Source organism: Pseudomonas fildesensis (assembly GCF_001050345.1).
In the GTDB taxonomy this organism is placed as follows: Bacteria; Pseudomonadota; Gammaproteobacteria; order Pseudomonadales; family Pseudomonadaceae; genus Aquipseudomonas; species Aquipseudomonas fildesensis.
The window spans coordinates 72,397-87,214 of the sequence record NZ_LFMW01000012.1 but is presented as its reverse complement, the minus strand read 5'-3'; the positions used below and the strand labels follow the sequence as shown (position 1 = coordinate 87,214).

Genomic DNA, 14,818 nt, shown 5'->3' with positions numbered 1-14,818 from the left:
AACGAGAGTTGTGGTGATGATTTCAACCAAAGACCCCTGCATCAGCATCTGCACATTCAGCGACGACATCTGCGTCGGCTGCGGCCGCAGCAAGCGCGAGATCCGCGCCTGGAAGAAACTCGACAAAGCCGATAAACGCACGGTTCTGGCCGAAGCCGAACTGCGACTCCTGGCCCTGGGCGCCACCGGTCGGCGGAAAAGCAAATGACCAGGCACTTATCGACTAGTCTCTGATGCGCAACGCGCGCCATGCGCGTATGATTCGCGACCCTTTGGCGATCTATTCGCCCAAAGCCCCGCTTTCAACACTCTTCAGGCCACGCCTGAATCGACCCACCGGGAGGTGCTTAAGATGAACGACAAAGACCAGAACGACAGCCAGGAAATCGGCCCAGCAGGCGAAAAACTGCAAAAGGTGCTGGCGCGTATCGGCGTGGGCTCACGCCGCGACGTCGAAGCCTGGATCACCCAGAAGCGCATCAAGGTCAACGGCGTTGAGGCCACCCTTGGCCAGCGCGTCGACTTGCACGATGCAATCACCATTGATGGCAAGGTCATCAAGCGTGTCGAGGCTGACGAATCCGTACGCCGCGTCATCATGTACAACAAGCCCGATGGCGAGATCTGCACCCGTGACGACCCGGAAGGCCGTCCGACCGTGTTCGACAAGATGCCCAAGCCCAAAGAAGGCCGCTGGATCAACATCGGTCGTCTCGACATCAACACCACCGGCTTGCTGATGTTCACCACCGACGGTGAACTGGCTAACCGCCTGATGCACCCGTCCTACGAGATGGACCGCGAGTACGCTGTGCGTGTACGCGGTGAAGTCGATGACGAGATGATTGCGCGCCTCAAGGCTGGCGTGGTGCTGGAAGACGGCCCGGCCAAGTTCACTGACATCAAGCAGGCTCCCGGTGGCGAAGGTTTCAACCACTGGTACCACTGCGTGGTGATGGAAGGCCGTAACCGTGAAGTGCGTCGCCTGTGGGAATCCCAGGGCCTGGTGGTCAGCCGCTTGAAGCGCGTGCGTTTCGGCCCGGTGTTCCTCAACTCCGACCTGCCGATGGGCCGCTGGCGCGAAATGAGCCAGTTCGAAGTCGACATCCTCAGCGCCGAAGTTGGCCTGACGCCGGTCGCCATGCCGCAGATGAACGCCAAGAGCAAAGACAAGCTTGAGCGTATGCAGCGTAAATCGTCGCGTCCTGTGGCCCGTACCGAACGTGTTGCCCGCACCCTGCGCCCCGCGCTGGATGCACCGGCCACCGGCGGTCGTATTTCCCGTGAGCCGCACATCGAAGGCGAGCGTCGCCCAACCGCACCATCGCGTCAGGAAGGCGAGCGTGCTCCACGCGCACCGCGTCCTGCCGGCCGTGGCGAAGCGCCAAGTGGCGGTCGCGGTAACCGTGGCGAAGCTGGCCGTGGTGCTCCGTCCGATCGCCCGGCCGACAGCGCCAACACCAAGCGCCCAGCCAAGCCTGCGCCGAAAAAGCGTCCTGGCCTGAAGCTGGTGGCTGATGAGCCGTCGGGCAAGCGCCGTGGCGCACCGGCAGGTTCCGGTCAGCGTCCTGGTTTTGGTCGCAAGAAGCCGCAGTGATGTAAACGCTGCACAAAAACGCCAACCCTAGGGTTGGCGTTTTTTTTTGCAAGATTTTCGGCTGAAATTACTCACTCAACTGCCGTGCAGTTCATTGTGGTGAGCGGGCTTGTCCCGCGTTGGGCTGCGCAGCGGCCCCAGAAGGTCACCGCGTTGTGTCAGGTAGAAATCAACTGCAGGGCTTGGTGCGGCTTCGCCGCCCAACGCGGGGCAAGCCCGCTCGCCACAGAAGGGAGTGTCTGCATTCAGAACGCAAATGTGCCATCAAATACTGGTTTATCGTCGAGGGCCAACACCCCACTGGCAAAGATCAAATCCAGGTGATGACTGCCTTTCTGCCCACCGCCCAGGCCCAGGTGCAACCCGCAATGGCGTTCTTCAAACCCCGCATTACGCGCATACAGGTCCTTGACCCCTTCATTGGTACCAATCCCCAGTTCCTCCACGCGGCGGTTGGACGGGTTGGCGTTCAGGTACTTGTTGAAATCATCTGCCAGCCCCGGCACATCGCTGGCTACGCTGCAGATGGTCGAGTTCTCGATCCACAGTTCCAGCGGTGATTGCAGCACGCCGTATTTGCGTGCGAACGGGATGGTGCTGAGAAAGGTGCCGACAAACCTTACCTGGCCATTGATGGCCTCGCTGTGGGTGGCGATTTCGCCGGGGGCCAGGTCGTGGTTGCCGACGCCGTTGATATTGGTCCACTTCTTGATGCTGCTCATCGGCGCTTCCAGGCGTGAGCCGTGCTCGTCGGTAAAACTCAGCACCGTGGCCTCGGACATGCGCCGGATCAGCGTGGCGTTGAGGTCGGCTATCCGCTGCGGTTCGACGCTGAACGTGTCGTAGAAATAGTCGCCGTAATCCTTGAACAGCAGGGATTTCTTCCAGTGTTCGGCCATCACGCCCTGCAAGGCGCGGATGAAGTCCGGGCCTTCGGCGCGTGGGTTGGGCAGGGTCGAGGCGTCGTAGAGAAACAGGTACAGGTCGCAGGCTTCGATGGCCTGGGCCAGGGAATCGCTGGCGGCCAGGTCCAGGCGCTGCACCTGGAAGTTGAATCGGGCGGCGCTGCTGTGAGTGATCGCGTGGGCGATAGCGTCGTAGCGCTCGGTGTGGCCCAGCAGTACGGTAGGGCGGCTCAGGCCGTTGAGGGCCGGGTGGTGAGCGAGGTAGTAGAGGAAATGTTCGACGGCGCGGGCCTTGTCCATGACGTATATCCTTCTGTGCCTGGGGTAAGGGGGCAGATGCCGTGCACAGCACCTGCCGGATGCCTGCCGGGTGTTAGAAAGGCCACATCGCGGTGCCAAAGGGCACAACGGCATCGGCTTGCATCATTTCAACGGCGGCCTCATGGGTCGGCGCTTCAAACCAATCGTCGAGTTGCAGTTCGGTTTCCAGGGCGTTTTCCAGTGCTTGCATGGTGTATCTCCTAGAGGACGTTGTTTGAGAACGGCTTGCCAGCGGGCTTCGCTGAGCAAGTGGAACGAACCTAGGGGAGAGTGTTTCGGAATGCAAAAAATTTATTGACACGGTCTCATTCGGATTTTTTGTTCTATTTTCCCTCCGTTGTTTTTTATTCAAAAAAAACAGCGCGATGGCTGGACTGAACGGTCAGAAATTCCCTACCGACAATTTTCCGTTAGGTGCCCGATTTACCTTGGCTGTAACGTTTAATTTCCGAGATGTAACGATAAATTTACGATCCAGGTCAGTCATATCGGGGCCTGGTCCGGCTGTAAGCAATACCTGACAGATTGTCGCGCGCGCTTTGCTGGTGCGTTGCGAAGCGGTCGAGCGGTGTACAATGCGCCGCGTTTTACTGTGACGCCCCTTGCGTACCTACGCAAAAGGCCAAGACCTCAGGGTTTACGACCCCTGATCACTCCGCCTGGCCACGAGCCGGACGGGTTCGATTTCGTCACAGATAAAAACAAACAGGTGACGCATGACCGTTAGAAAGACGCTGTACTCCTGGTGCCTGCGCTGGGGTTTGAGCGGCGCTGCTTGAGTCGGACATCAAGTCAGCAACCTGCATTCAACATTCTCAAACCTTGCGTGAGACCCTTTTCATGAGTGGACCCCATTCCCCTTCAGGCGAGCTGAAACGCGGCCTGAAAAATCGGCATATCCAGTTGATCGCCCTCGGTGGCGCCATCGGCACCGGCCTGTTCCTCGGCTCGGCCGGGGTGCTCAAATCTGCCGGCCCATCGATGATCCTGGGTTATGCCATCTGCGGCTTTATCGCCTTCATGATCATGCGCCAGCTCGGCGAAATGATTGTCGAAGAGCCGGTCGCCGGCTCCTTCAGTCACTTTGCCCACAAGTACTGGGGCGGTTTCGCCGGCTTCCTGTCGGGCTGGAACTGCTGGATCCTGTACATCCTGGTGGGCATGTCGGAGCTGACGGCCGTCGGTAAATACGTGCACTACTGGTGGCCGGAGATCCCGACCTGGGTCTCGGCGGCGGCGTTCTTCGTGCTGATCAACGTGATTAACCTGGCCAACGTCAAAGTCTTCGGTGAGGCCGAATTCTGGTTCGCCATCATCAAGGTGGTGGCCATCGTCGGCATGATCGCCCTGGGCAGCTACTTGCTGGTCAGCGGCAGCGGCGGCCCGCAAGCCTCGGTGAGCAACCTGTGGGAGCACGGCGGCTTCTTCCCCCATGGCGTCGGCGGGTTGGTGATGGCGATGGCGATCATCATGTTCTCCTTTGGCGGCCTGGAAATGCTCGGTTTTACTGCGGCTGAAGCCGACCAGCCACGCACCGTGATCCCCAAGGCAATCAACCAGGTGATCTACCGCATCCTGATTTTCTACATCGGCGCCCTGGTGGTGCTGTTGTCGCTGACGCCGTGGGACAGCCTGCTGGCGAGCCTTAATGCCTCCGGCGATGCCTACAGTGGTAGCCCTTTCGTGCAGGTGTTCTCGATGCTCGGCAGCAACACTGCCGCGCATATCCTCAACTTCGTGGTGCTGACGGCCGCACTGTCGGTGTACAACAGCGGCACCTACTGCAACAGCCGTATGCTGCTGGGCATGGCCGAGCAGGGTGACGCACCTCGCGCCCTGGCCAAGATCGACAAGCGCGGCGTGCCGGTGCGTTCGATCCTCGCCTCGGCGGCGGTCACCCTGGTGGCCGTGCTGATGAACTACCTGATCCCGCAACACGCGCTGGAACTGTTGATGTCACTGGTCGTGGCCACGCTGGTGATCAACTGGGCGATGATCAGCTTCTCTCACTTCAAGTTCCGCCAGCACATGAACCGCACCGGCCAGGTGCCGTTGTTCAAGGCGCTGTGGTATCCGTATGGCAACCTCGTCTGCATCGCCTTCGTGGTGTTTATCCTGGGGACGATGTTGATGATCCCGGGCATTGACCGCTCGGTATATGCGATCCCGGTGTGGGTGGCGTTTATGTGGGTGTGCTACTTGATCAAGAACAAGCGAAAGGCGCAGGCGGCCCTTGGCACGGTGGAGACCGTTCTGGAGTAGGACGTTACCCATAAACAGAAAACCCGGCGCCTTGCCGGGTTTTTTGTGGGTGCGGGCAGGTTAAACTCGCGCCTCGTTTTTCATCGACGCTCTACTGGAGGTCCTCATGCAGCACACCGATATCGACGGCGGCACTTTGCAGCGTGAAGAGTTGGAAGAGCTGATCGACCAGCACAGCGGTCCCCTGCGCCTGATTGGCGTGGACCTGAGCGGAGCCGATCTGTCGCGGATGGTGCTCGATCACTGGGTGTTCGAGCGCTGCATCCTGGTCCAGACCTCTTTCCTCGGTTCGCGCCTGGAAGGTACCCAGTGGAAAAGTTGCCGTGCCGGTCATGCCATCTTCGAAGCGGCGAACCTGCTGGAAGCCCAGTTCAACAGTTGCGACCTGAACAACACGCGCTGGCAGCGCAGCAAACTGCCCCAGGTAAACTTCGCCCACTGCAAGCTGACCGGTGCCAACTTTACTCATTGCGCGTCCCTGGGGCTGAGTTTCAGCGAGACCCGCCTGAACAGCGCCTTTTTGTCCGGGCTGTCGTTTGCCCGAACCGTGCTGAACAACCTGGATTTTTCTGACAGCGATTTGTCGGATGCAGATTTTCGTAAAGCTGAACTGATCGACTGCAGCCTCGCCCACGCCCGTATCAACGGCGCCAATTTCGCCGGTGCCGACCTGCGTGGTGCGGATTTGAGCGGGTTTCGCCTCAATGATGCCAAACTGTTCAAAGGCGCCGTGATTTCCAAAGCCCAGGCGTCGATGTTGTTGTCCGAGTTGGGCTTATCCGTTGCTTAAGGTTTTTGATTGATGCTGGTGATTTCCAACAACGTGCACCTGCCCGACGCCGAGATCGAGCTGACTGCCATTCGCGCCCAGGGCGCCGGTGGGCAGAACGTCAACAAGGTGTCGAGCGCGGTGCACCTGCGGTTTGATATTCCGGCGTCGTCGTTGCCGGATTTCTACAAGGAACGGCTGCTGGCGCTGCGCGACAGCCGTATCACCAGCGAAGGCGTGCTGGTGCTCAAGGCCCAGCAATACCGCACTCAGGAACAGAACCGCGCCGATGCGCTGGAGCGTCTGGTGGAGTTGATCCTCAGCGCCACCAAGGTCGAGAAGAAGCGCCGACCGACCAAGCCGACCCTGGGCTCGAAGAAGCGTCGCCTGGAATCCAAGACCAAGCGCGGCAGCATCAAGGCCGGGCGCGGCAAGGTCGACTTCTAGGCGCCGCGTGCCTCGCGGGCTTTGGGCGCCTGTCGGTACAGGTACACGCTCAGCAGCAAACCACCTGCGGCTGCGAGGGCGGCGAACAGGAAGATCGATGCAAAGCCGAAGCCTGCCGCCACGGCCCCGGCCAGCGGGCCGGTGATGCCCAAGGACAAGTCGATAAACAGCGAGTACGCCCCCACCGCCGAACCGCGGCTGGACGCCGGCACGAGGTTGACCGCTTCCACCCCCAAGGCCGGAAACACCAGGGAAAAGCCGAAGCCGCTCAATGCCGCACCGGCCAGGGCCAAGTGGGCATCCGGCGCCAGCCACAGCAACAGCAAGCCTAGAATTTCTACCGACAGGCAGGCGATCGCCACGCGAAAGCCGCCGATCCGGTTGATCAGGTTGCCGAACAGCAGGCGCGCGCCGATAAAGCTGGCGCCGAACAGGCTCAGGGCCCACACCGCGTTATCCCAATGCTGGGTGGTGTAATACAGGGTGATGAACGTGGCGATGGTGCCAAAGCCGATGGAGCCCAAGGCCAATGCGCAACCATGAGGCAAAACCCGGCCCAGTACGTTTATGAACGGCAAGCGCACACCGGCCACAATCGGCGCAGGTTCTTTGCGCCAGGCCAGCAGCACGCCGACCACGGCCAGCAGGATGATGCTGACGCCCATGCTCCAGAGCCCGAACTGGCTGACCAGTACCACGCCCAACGGCGCGCCGACCGCCAGCGCGCCGTAACTGGCGATACCGTTCCAGGAGATCACCTTGGCGGTATTCGCCGCGCCAACCCGGCCAATGCCCCAGCCGATGGCGCCCGAGCCCACGAGGCTTTCGGCGCTGCCCAGCACCAGTCGGCCGATAAACAGGCTGGCCAGGCTCAGGGCCGGCAGGTTGGAAAACCACGCTGCGAGCAACATGAACACACCGCTGAGGCCACAGCCCACCAGGCCAATCAGCACCGCGCGTTTGCTGCCGAGGGTATCGATCATCCGCCCGGCGTAAGGGCGGCTCAGCAGGGTGGCCAGGTATTGCACGCTGATCACCAGCCCCGCGATTACTGCGCCGAAGCCCAGCTCACTGTGGACATAGCCCGGCAAGACGGCCAGGGGAATGCCGATATTCAGGTAGCCAATAAAGGTAAACAGCACGATGGAAACAACTTGCAGCGTGACCGCCATGGGGCGCTGGGTATCTGGCATGGGAAAGGTCCACTGTCGCAGCAGGTAAAGATAGGCTGCTAATGATACCGATGCTTTGGCCCGGGCAGGGCGGCAAAACGCAAAAACCTCAGATCAGGCTTTTGCAGCGGCGAGCAATTGGGTGGTGACCAGGGCTGCCAGGGCATTCTCCTGGGTGCCGAAGCGCTTGAGCAGCACGGCTTGTTTGTCCGCGCTGAGGCGGTTCCACACTTCGACCATCTGCAGCGCAGCGTCGAGTACGGCGGTGTCGGGGAGGGTATCGGTCATGGCGGGTATCCGGGGTGATTCAGGCAGTGTGGAAAGCGCTCAAAACGCTGCGCTTTCCACACGGTCTGGTACGGCGTCAGTCCTGGCTTTTGCTGTCGACTGGTTTTGCTTCTTTGGCCTCAGGCTGCTTGGTGCTTGCCTGCTGCGGTGTTGGCTGCTCAGTTTCGTGCAGGCTTGGGAAGGGGAGATTAGGTATCTCGTGCATCGTCGTCGCTCCTCGCAAGGTCTGTGGTTTTCAATCGCAGGTGATTCCGCGCTCTCAAAGAGCCTTGGCAGGATACAGCACTGTAAATGACAAAAAGACTTTTATATCGACGGATGTACGAACCTTCATCGCTTAAACGCAAGTGACAAGAGGTCACACCGTCAGAAGGGCACCTGTTTAAAAGGGCGCCTATTTAAAAGGGTACCTTGCCCAGAATCATGTCGCGGTACATGACAAAATCCCCCAACAGGCTGTAGAGCGGATGCTGGAAGGTCGCCGGGCGGTTCTTTTCGAAAAAGAAGTGGCCGACCCAGGCAAAGCCGTAGCCGGCAATCGGCACGGCCAGCATCAGGCCCAAGGAGCCTCTGCCGACGGCATACGCCAGAATGCCGATCACCAGCGTGGTGCCGATAAAGTGCAGGCGCCGACACGTGCTGTTGCCGTGCTCAGTCAGGTAATAGGGGTAAAACTCGGCGAAGCTGTTGAATCGCTTGACGTTTTCCACGGTGGCCAGCCTTTTGATTGTTGTACCGACCGACAGATGTTCGGCGGGGAGCTTATTTGAGTCTAGAGTGATCAGTGGTAACAGCCAGTGACAATAGATGCCACTTTAGTATCCTTGGCTTCCTGGCTGTAGTTTCAGCCTGCTTTATTAAGAAGACGCCATGAGCGAACGAACAACTTCTGCAAGCTGGGCGATGGGGATAGTCAAGGCATTGGAAATGGACGGCCTGGATTGCCGTGCCTTGTTCAAGCAACTGGGCCTGGACTATACCGCCCTCAAAGACCCTGATGCTCGCTTTCCGCAAGACTCCATGACCCGGCTCTGGCAGCGCGCGGTGGAGTTGTCGGGCAACCCCGCGATTGGCCTGAACATGGGCAAGGTGGTGCGCCCGGCATCGTTTCATGTGGCCGGTTATGCGCTGATGTCCAGCAACACCCTGGCTGAAGGCTTTATGCGCCTGGTGCGCTACCAGCGGATCATCGCCGAAAGCGCCGACTTGAGTTTCCGACTGTTGCCCGAAGGCTATGCGCTGATTCTGACGGTGCACGGCGATCACCTCCCACCTACCCGGCAAAGCGCCGAAGCCTCGCTGGCCAGTGCGTTGGCGCTGTGCGGCTGGTTGACGGGGCGCACCCTGCAACCGCGCAAGGTGCTGTTGCAAGGTGAGCAACCGGCTGACCTTGCGCCCTACAAGCAAGCGTTCCACGCGCCGCTGGAATTCAACGCGCCGTATGACGCGCTGATTTTTGAACGCGATGATATGGACGCGCCGCTGCCCACGGCCAACGAAGCCATGGCGGTGTTGCATGACCGCTTTGCCGGTGAATACCTGGCGCGTTTCTCCGAAAGCCGCGTGACCCACAAGGCGCGGCAAGTGCTGTGCCGCCTGTTGCCTCAGGGCGAGCCCAAGCGTGAAGTAGTTGCCCAGACGCTGCACCTGTCCCAACGCACCTTGCAGCGGCGGTTGCAGGAGGAGGGCACCAGCTTCCAGACGTTGCTCGACGACACCCGTCGAGAACTGGCCGAGCAATACCTCGCGCAGCCCAGCATGACCCTGTTGGAAATTGCCTACCTGTTGGGCTTTGCCGACCCGAGCAACTTCTTCCGCGCGTTTCGCCGCTGGTTCGATGCCACGCCCGGCGAGTACCGGGCGCGGTTGTTGGACACGTCGACGGTCAGTGACGCCAGAACGCCGGAATGCACAGAACAAACACCGTAATGATCTCCAGTCTGCCCAGCAGCATGCCGAGCGACAAGATCCACTTGGCCGCATCCGGCAGGCTGGCGAAGTTACCGGCCGGACCGATAGTTTCCCCCAGGCCCGGGCCGACGCCCGACACGGTGCTGGCGGCGCCGGTCAGCGCGGTCATCCAGTCCAGGCCCAGCAGCGACAGGGCCAGGGCGATGGCGCAGATGGTGATGGCGAAGAAAAACGAGAACGTCAGGATCGAGCGCACGATCTCTTCGTCGAGACGGTGGCCGTTGTACTTCTGCTTGATCACCGCGCGCGGGTGAATCAACTGGTTCAAGTTGGCCTTGAGCAGGATATAGGCGACCTGAAAACGGAAGATCTTGATCCCGCCGGCGGTGGAGCCCGAACAGCCGCCGATAAAGCCCAAGTAGAAAAACAGCATCAGTGAGAAGTTGCCCCACAGGCTGTAGTCCCCCAGTGCAAAACCGGTGGTGGTCACCACCGACGTGACGTTCAAGGCCACATGGCGCAGGGCGTCGAGCCAATGCAGGTTGGTGGTCCACCAGTACCAGGTGCCGAGTACCAGCCATGTCACCACCAGCAAACCGAGCAAACCCTGCACCTGCTGATCCTTGATCAGCGCCCGGCGGTTGCCGCGCAACGTGGCGACATACAGGGTAAACGGCAAGCTGCCGAGGATCATTACCACTACCGCCACCCAGTGCACGGCGGGTTGTTTCCAGTGCGCCAGGGATTCATCGGAGGTGGAAAACCCGCCGGTGGAAATCGCCGACATCGCATGGTTGATCGCATCGAACAGGCCCATTCCGGCCCACCAGAACGCCAGGCTACCGAGGATCGTGATGCCCACATACGCCGCCACGATCAGCCGCGCCACCATGTGCGAGCGAGGCATGACCTTTTCCGAGCGGTCCGACGATTCAGTCTGGAACAGGCGCATGCCACCAATGCGCAGCAGCGGCAGGATCGCCACCGCCATGCCGATAAAACCGATGCCGCCCAGCCAGTGCAGCAGCGAGCGCCACATCAGGATGCCCGGCGACATGGTGTCCAGCCCGCTCAATACCGTGGAACCGGTGGCGGTGATGCCGGACATGCTTTCGAAAAACGAGTCGGTGTAGCTGATGTGCTGCGTCAGCAAAAACGGCAGTGCGGCGAACACGCACACCACCACCCAGCTGCTCACCGTCAACAGGTACATGTCCCGTGGGCGCAGGTGCACATGCTCGGGACGGCCGGGGATTACCAGTGCGAGGCCGGCGATAAAGGTAATCAGGCTGGCCCAGAGGAACGAGGGCAGGTCGCTGGTGCGCTCGAAGATCACCAGGGTGGCCATGGGCACGACCATGGCGATCGCGAGGGTGATCAGGAAGATGCCGAGGATGAAACCGATGATGCGTAGGGTCGGCAACGCCATGAAGTTCGCTCGAGATAGGGCAGAGGCGTCATTCTACCTGCGGTGCAGGGCATGTAAACCGGCGCACTTGGGAACGACATGGATTTTGTAGAGGCAGGGATAGTGCATAAAAAAGGCGACCCGAAGGTCGCCTCATTCAACACTGCGTTGATCAGAACTCGTGATCAGCATTGTCGGGGTTCAGGTCGCTGATCCCCAGCTTGCCGGCAGCGGCTTCGATCGAACCGGTCTGCTTGACCAGCGCAGCAATCGCATCACGCACGATCTGGTTGCCCGCATCGTTGCCCGCGGCGATCAACTGGTCGTAGTGCTCGCCTTTGGCAGCGTGGTCAACCATGACCTGGATCTTCGCTTCGGTAGCGGCCAGGTCAGCCTTCAGCGCCGTGTCGGCAGCCGGGTCGGCCTTGGCCACCAGGGACGACAGGCTGGCACCGGTCATTTTGGTGCCGTCAACGCGGGTGTACTCGCCCAGGTAGACGTTGCGGATGCCCTTGGCGTCGTAGAAGTGCGAGTAGTGGGTGTTGTCGCTGAAGCAATCCTGCTCGTCTTCCGGCGAGTTGGCTTCCAGGGAAACCTTCATGCGCTCACCGGCCAATTCGCCGAGGGACAGGCTGCCCATGCCGAACAGCATTTTGCGCAGGCCGTCGGTAGCCGGTTCGGCTTCCAGCGTGGCGCGGTAGTTGTCTTCGACGTTGGGTTTCCAGTTGCCGACCATTTCTTCCAGGTCGCTCACCAGCAGTTGGGTCACAGCGCTCAGGTAGGCGCGGCGACGCTCGTTGTGGCCGCCTGTGGCACCGTCGCCGGTCAGGTAGTCCGACGCAGGACGGTTGCCCGCGCCAGGGCCGGTGCCGTTCAGGTCCTGGCCCCAGAGCAGGAATTCGATCGCGTGGTAGCCGGTGGCGACGTTGGCTTCGGAACCGCCCAGCTCATTGAGGCTGGCGAGTTTTTCCGGGGTGATGTCCTTGACGTCGACCTTGTCTTCGCCGACCTGGATCTCGGTGTTGGCGATGATGTTGGCCGTGGCGCCTGGGTTACCCAGGGCGTGCTCGTAGGATTTGTCGGTGTAGTCGATCAGGCCTTCGTCCAGGGGCCAGGCGTTCACCTGACCTTCCCAGTCGTCGATGATGGTGTTGCCAAAGCGGAACACTTCGCTCTGCAGGTACGGTACGCGTGCGGCGATCCAGGCGGTACGCGCGGCTTTCAGGGTGTCGGCGTTTGGCTTGGCGAGGAACGCATCGATCGCGGTTTGCAGGGTTTTCGCCGTGGACTCGGCATCGCTGTACACCGCGAACACCATGTCAGCGTAATGCGCGACGACAGCTTTGGCGGCCGTTTCGTCGACCTGGCCGGCAGGGGTGGCAGCCGCTGGAGCGGTAGTGCTGGCAGCCGGGGTCGGCGCTTGTGGCGCGGCGGCCTTGTCTTTACCTTCGCCGCAACCGGCGAGAGAAATGGCAATGGCCAGCAGACTGGCGGTGGCCAGGGGCATACGAATCATGGCGAACATCCTGCTTCGGTTGTTGATGGGGCGCGCGGGGGGCGCGCAAAAAGCTGTAACATAATGCGAAAGATTTGCATTTTGTGTAAAGGTTTAAACGCAGGAAATATTCAGTATTGTTTGCTGGAGTCAGAGAATCGCCGCGTTATTGCGTTCGGACTGCTTCAAATAAGCCACCACCTCCCGTGCCGGCAGGGGTTTGCTGTAGTGGTAACCCTGACCTTCGTGGCAGCCCTCGGAGATGATGTAGGCCTCCTGTTCGGCGGTTTCCACGCCTTCGGCGATCACCTGCATGCCCAGGCTTTTGCCCAGTTGGATAATCGCCCGCACGATGGTGGCATCGTCATCGTCGTCCAGCAGGTCCTGGACGAAGCTCTTGTCGATCTTGATCTTGTCCAGCGGCAGGCTTTTCAGGTAGCTCAGGGAGGAATAGCCGGTGCCGAAGTCATCAATGGCGATCAACGCCCCGGACCGGCGCAGGCTCAACAGGTGCTGGGCGGCGGTGCTGATGTCTTCCATCAGGCCGGTCTCGGTCACTTCCAGTTCCAGGCTACGCGGCGGCAGGCGGTAGATCTGCATCAGGTTGTTGACCACGCGCGGCAACTCGGTGTGGTGCAGTTGCACGGTGGACAGGTTGACCGCCATGCGCAGCTCGGTGAAGCCCAAGTCATGCCATTCGCGCAATTGCCGGCAGGCCTGGTCCAGCACCCATTCGCCAATCGCAATAATGGTGCCGTTCTGTTCCGCCAGTGGGATAAACAAATCCGGCGGCACCAGGCCATGTTCCGGGTGCTGCCAGCGGATCAGCGCTTCAACGCCGACCACGCGGTGGTCGCGGTAGCTGATCTGCGGCTGGTACACCAAGTGAAACTGGTTGCGGCTCAAGGCATCGCGCAGGTCTTTTTCCAGTTCACGGCGGCGGCGCATTTCGCTGTCGACGCTGGCGATATAGAACTGATAGCGATTGCGCGAGCGGCTCTTGGCCAGGGTCATGGTCTGTTCGGCTTTTTGCAGCAGCTTCTCGGTGCTGTCGCCGTCTTCCGGGAACAAGGTGATGCCGATGGTGGCGCGCAGGCGAATCTGCTCGTGGTCGAGGGCGAACTCGGCGTCCAGGTCATCGAGGATGCTCTGTGCCAGTTCGGCGGCTTCGTAAGGCTGGTCGATATCGGCCTGGACCAGGGCGAACTGGTCACCACCGAGACGCGCCAGGGTGCCGAGGCGGCCACTGTGCGCGCGCAGGCGGTCGGCCAGGGCGAGCAGCAATTTGTCACCGGCCTGGTAGGTGAACTGTTCGTTGACACTTTTGAAGTCGTCCAGCCCTACGCACAATACCGCTACGCGGCGTTGCCGGCGGCCGGCATCGATCAGGATCTTGTCCAGTTGCTCCTGCAGCTTCTGGCGGTTCGGCAGGCCCGTGAGGAAGTCGTACTGGGCCATGCGCAACAGGCTGGATTCCGCTTCGTGGCGCAGGTGGGTGTTGCGTTCGATGGATTCGAGCAACTGGTTGGCGGTGTTGATCCACAGTCCCAGCTCATTGTGTTCGTGGCCCTTGAGTTGCGGGATCTTGTGTTCGCTTGGGCGGTCGGGGTTGATCGACGTCAGGTGTTCGATAATCCGCGACAACGGCTTGGTCAGCAGCCAGTGATACACCAGGTACAGCACCAAGCCCATGGCCAAGGCGCGTAACACCCCGGAAATGAAGATAATCACCGAGCTGATAATAAAGCCCTTGCCGTAAGTGGCGGTGTCGAGGGTGATGCTCAGGTCGCCGTAATACTCGCTGTAGGGGCCTTTGCCGACCAATGCGGTGTTGAACGTGCGTTCCTGGCCCAGAATCAGGTCGGTCAACCAGCGGCTGGAGGATTGCTGCAAGGCTCGGCTTTTTTCGGCGAGCATGGTTTCGTTGGGGTGGCCGATGGAGGCCATGCCCACTGCGTCATCCTGAAACAGGCCTTCAATCACCTGCATCCCCATCTCGCGGTCCAGGCTGTAGACGGCCTGGGTCGAGGGGTCGCGAAACATGTCGAGGATGCGCTGGGCATCACCGGCTACGGCCTGGCGCGTCTTGTAGGCATCGAAAACGATCTGCGCCACGCTCAGCGCCATGCCTACGATCAGTGCCGACAGCAGCACAACCCGGAGCAACTTCACCGACAAGCTGTTCTTGAGTTCCAGCTTCAAAGGGTCATTCCTTGTTCCATGCGGGTGGCCTCAATATGCCA

Annotated in this window: 15 protein-coding genes; 6 read left to right on the top strand and 9 right to left on the bottom strand. The window is 60.5% G+C overall.

Features of this window, described 5'->3' with window-relative positions; all coding sequences use genetic code 11:
- The first annotated feature begins 16 nt into the window (after nucleotides 1-16).
- Nucleotides 17-208, top strand: a complete 192-nt coding sequence (locus tag ACR52_RS17560) for a DUF1289 domain-containing protein (protein ID WP_048726928.1) — start codon at nucleotides 17-19, stop codon at nucleotides 206-208.
- Nucleotides 209-352: 144 nt separating this feature from the next.
- Entirely contained in the window at nucleotides 353-1,597 is a 1,245-nt protein-coding gene (gene rluB / locus ACR52_RS17555; protein WP_048726925.1) for a 23S rRNA pseudouridine(2605) synthase RluB, read from the top strand.
- A 245-nt stretch (nucleotides 1,598-1,842) separates the two neighbouring features.
- On the opposite strand, the gene ACR52_RS17550 is transcribed toward rluB, so the two are convergent.
- Together ACR52_RS17550 and ACR52_RS30940 are read right to left on the bottom strand one after the other, a co-directional pair.
- A complete protein-coding gene (locus ACR52_RS17550) occupies nucleotides 1,843-2,802 on the bottom strand; it encodes a M29 family metallopeptidase (protein ID WP_048726922.1) in 960 nt (319 codons plus the stop codon).
- A 73-nt stretch (nucleotides 2,803-2,875) separates the two neighbouring features.
- The gene (locus ACR52_RS30940) at nucleotides 2,876-3,013 is read right to left on the bottom strand and encodes a hypothetical protein (protein WP_048726918.1); all 138 of its coding nucleotides are present in this window, start codon (nucleotides 3,011-3,013) and stop codon (nucleotides 2,876-2,878) included.
- Between the two features lie 650 nt (nucleotides 3,014-3,663).
- On the opposite strand from ACR52_RS30940, the gene ACR52_RS17540 reads away from it, so the two are divergent.
- The 3 genes from ACR52_RS17540 (at nucleotide 3,664) to arfB (ending at nucleotide 6,301) form a co-directional block, all read left to right on the top strand.
- Complete coding sequence (locus ACR52_RS17540; RefSeq protein WP_048726916.1) at nucleotides 3,664-5,085, top strand: amino acid permease; 1,422 nt, start codon at nucleotides 3,664-3,666, stop codon at nucleotides 5,083-5,085.
- A gap of 106 nt (nucleotides 5,086-5,191) precedes the next feature.
- The gene (locus ACR52_RS17535; protein ID WP_048726912.1) at nucleotides 5,192-5,875 is read left to right on the top strand and encodes a pentapeptide repeat-containing protein; all 684 of its coding nucleotides are present in this window, start codon (nucleotides 5,192-5,194) and stop codon (nucleotides 5,873-5,875) included.
- Nucleotides 5,876-5,887: 12 nt separating this feature from the next.
- Nucleotides 5,888-6,301 (top strand): alternative ribosome rescue aminoacyl-tRNA hydrolase ArfB, encoded by a 414-nt coding sequence (gene arfB, locus ACR52_RS17530; protein WP_034109044.1) that lies wholly within the window; start codon nucleotides 5,888-5,890, stop codon nucleotides 6,299-6,301.
- On the opposite strand, the gene ACR52_RS17525 is transcribed toward arfB, so the two are convergent.
- The 4 genes from ACR52_RS17525 to ACR52_RS17520 form a co-directional block, all read right to left on the bottom strand.
- Nucleotides 6,298-7,494: an MFS transporter gene (locus tag ACR52_RS17525; protein WP_048726905.1), complete on the bottom strand. Its 1,197-nt coding sequence runs from the start codon at nucleotides 7,492-7,494 to the stop codon at nucleotides 6,298-6,300. The two genes, arfB and ACR52_RS17525, sit on opposite strands and share 4 nt — an antisense overlap.
- 93 nt (nucleotides 7,495-7,587) lie before the next feature.
- A complete protein-coding gene (locus ACR52_RS30935) occupies nucleotides 7,588-7,761 on the bottom strand; it encodes a hypothetical protein (protein ID WP_173439272.1) in 174 nt (57 codons plus the stop codon).
- Nucleotides 7,762-7,837: 76 nt separating this feature from the next.
- Entirely contained in the window at nucleotides 7,838-7,966 is a 129-nt protein-coding gene (locus ACR52_RS31515) for a hypothetical protein (protein ID WP_269084182.1), read from the bottom strand.
- Between the two features lie 193 nt (nucleotides 7,967-8,159).
- Nucleotides 8,160-8,471: a DUF962 domain-containing protein gene (locus ACR52_RS17520; protein ID WP_048726902.1), complete on the bottom strand. Its 312-nt coding sequence runs from the start codon at nucleotides 8,469-8,471 to the stop codon at nucleotides 8,160-8,162.
- 160 nt (nucleotides 8,472-8,631) lie between these two features.
- On the opposite strand from ACR52_RS17520, the gene ACR52_RS17515 reads away from it, so the two are divergent.
- Nucleotides 8,632-9,690, top strand: a complete 1,059-nt coding sequence (locus ACR52_RS17515) for an AraC family transcriptional regulator (RefSeq protein ID WP_048726899.1) — start codon at nucleotides 8,632-8,634, stop codon at nucleotides 9,688-9,690.
- Here the strand turns inward: ACR52_RS17515 and ACR52_RS17510 are convergent.
- The 3 genes from ACR52_RS17510 to ACR52_RS17500 all read right to left on the bottom strand — a co-directional run bounded on the left by ACR52_RS17510 (nucleotide 9,647) and on the right by ACR52_RS17500 (nucleotide 14,777).
- Nucleotides 9,647-11,101: a TrkH family potassium uptake protein gene (locus ACR52_RS17510; RefSeq protein WP_048726897.1), complete on the bottom strand. Its 1,455-nt coding sequence runs from the start codon at nucleotides 11,099-11,101 to the stop codon at nucleotides 9,647-9,649. The two genes, ACR52_RS17515 and ACR52_RS17510, sit on opposite strands and share 44 nt — an antisense overlap.
- Before the next feature lie 151 nt (nucleotides 11,102-11,252).
- Nucleotides 11,253-12,596, bottom strand: coding sequence for an imelysin family protein (locus ACR52_RS17505; RefSeq protein WP_048726893.1), 1,344 nt, complete (start codon nucleotides 12,594-12,596; stop codon nucleotides 11,253-11,255).
- Between the two features lie 129 nt (nucleotides 12,597-12,725).
- The gene (locus tag ACR52_RS17500; protein WP_048726891.1) at nucleotides 12,726-14,777 is read right to left on the bottom strand and encodes a putative bifunctional diguanylate cyclase/phosphodiesterase; all 2,052 of its coding nucleotides are present in this window, start codon (nucleotides 14,775-14,777) and stop codon (nucleotides 12,726-12,728) included.
- Between the last annotated feature and the right edge of the window lie 41 nt (nucleotides 14,778-14,818).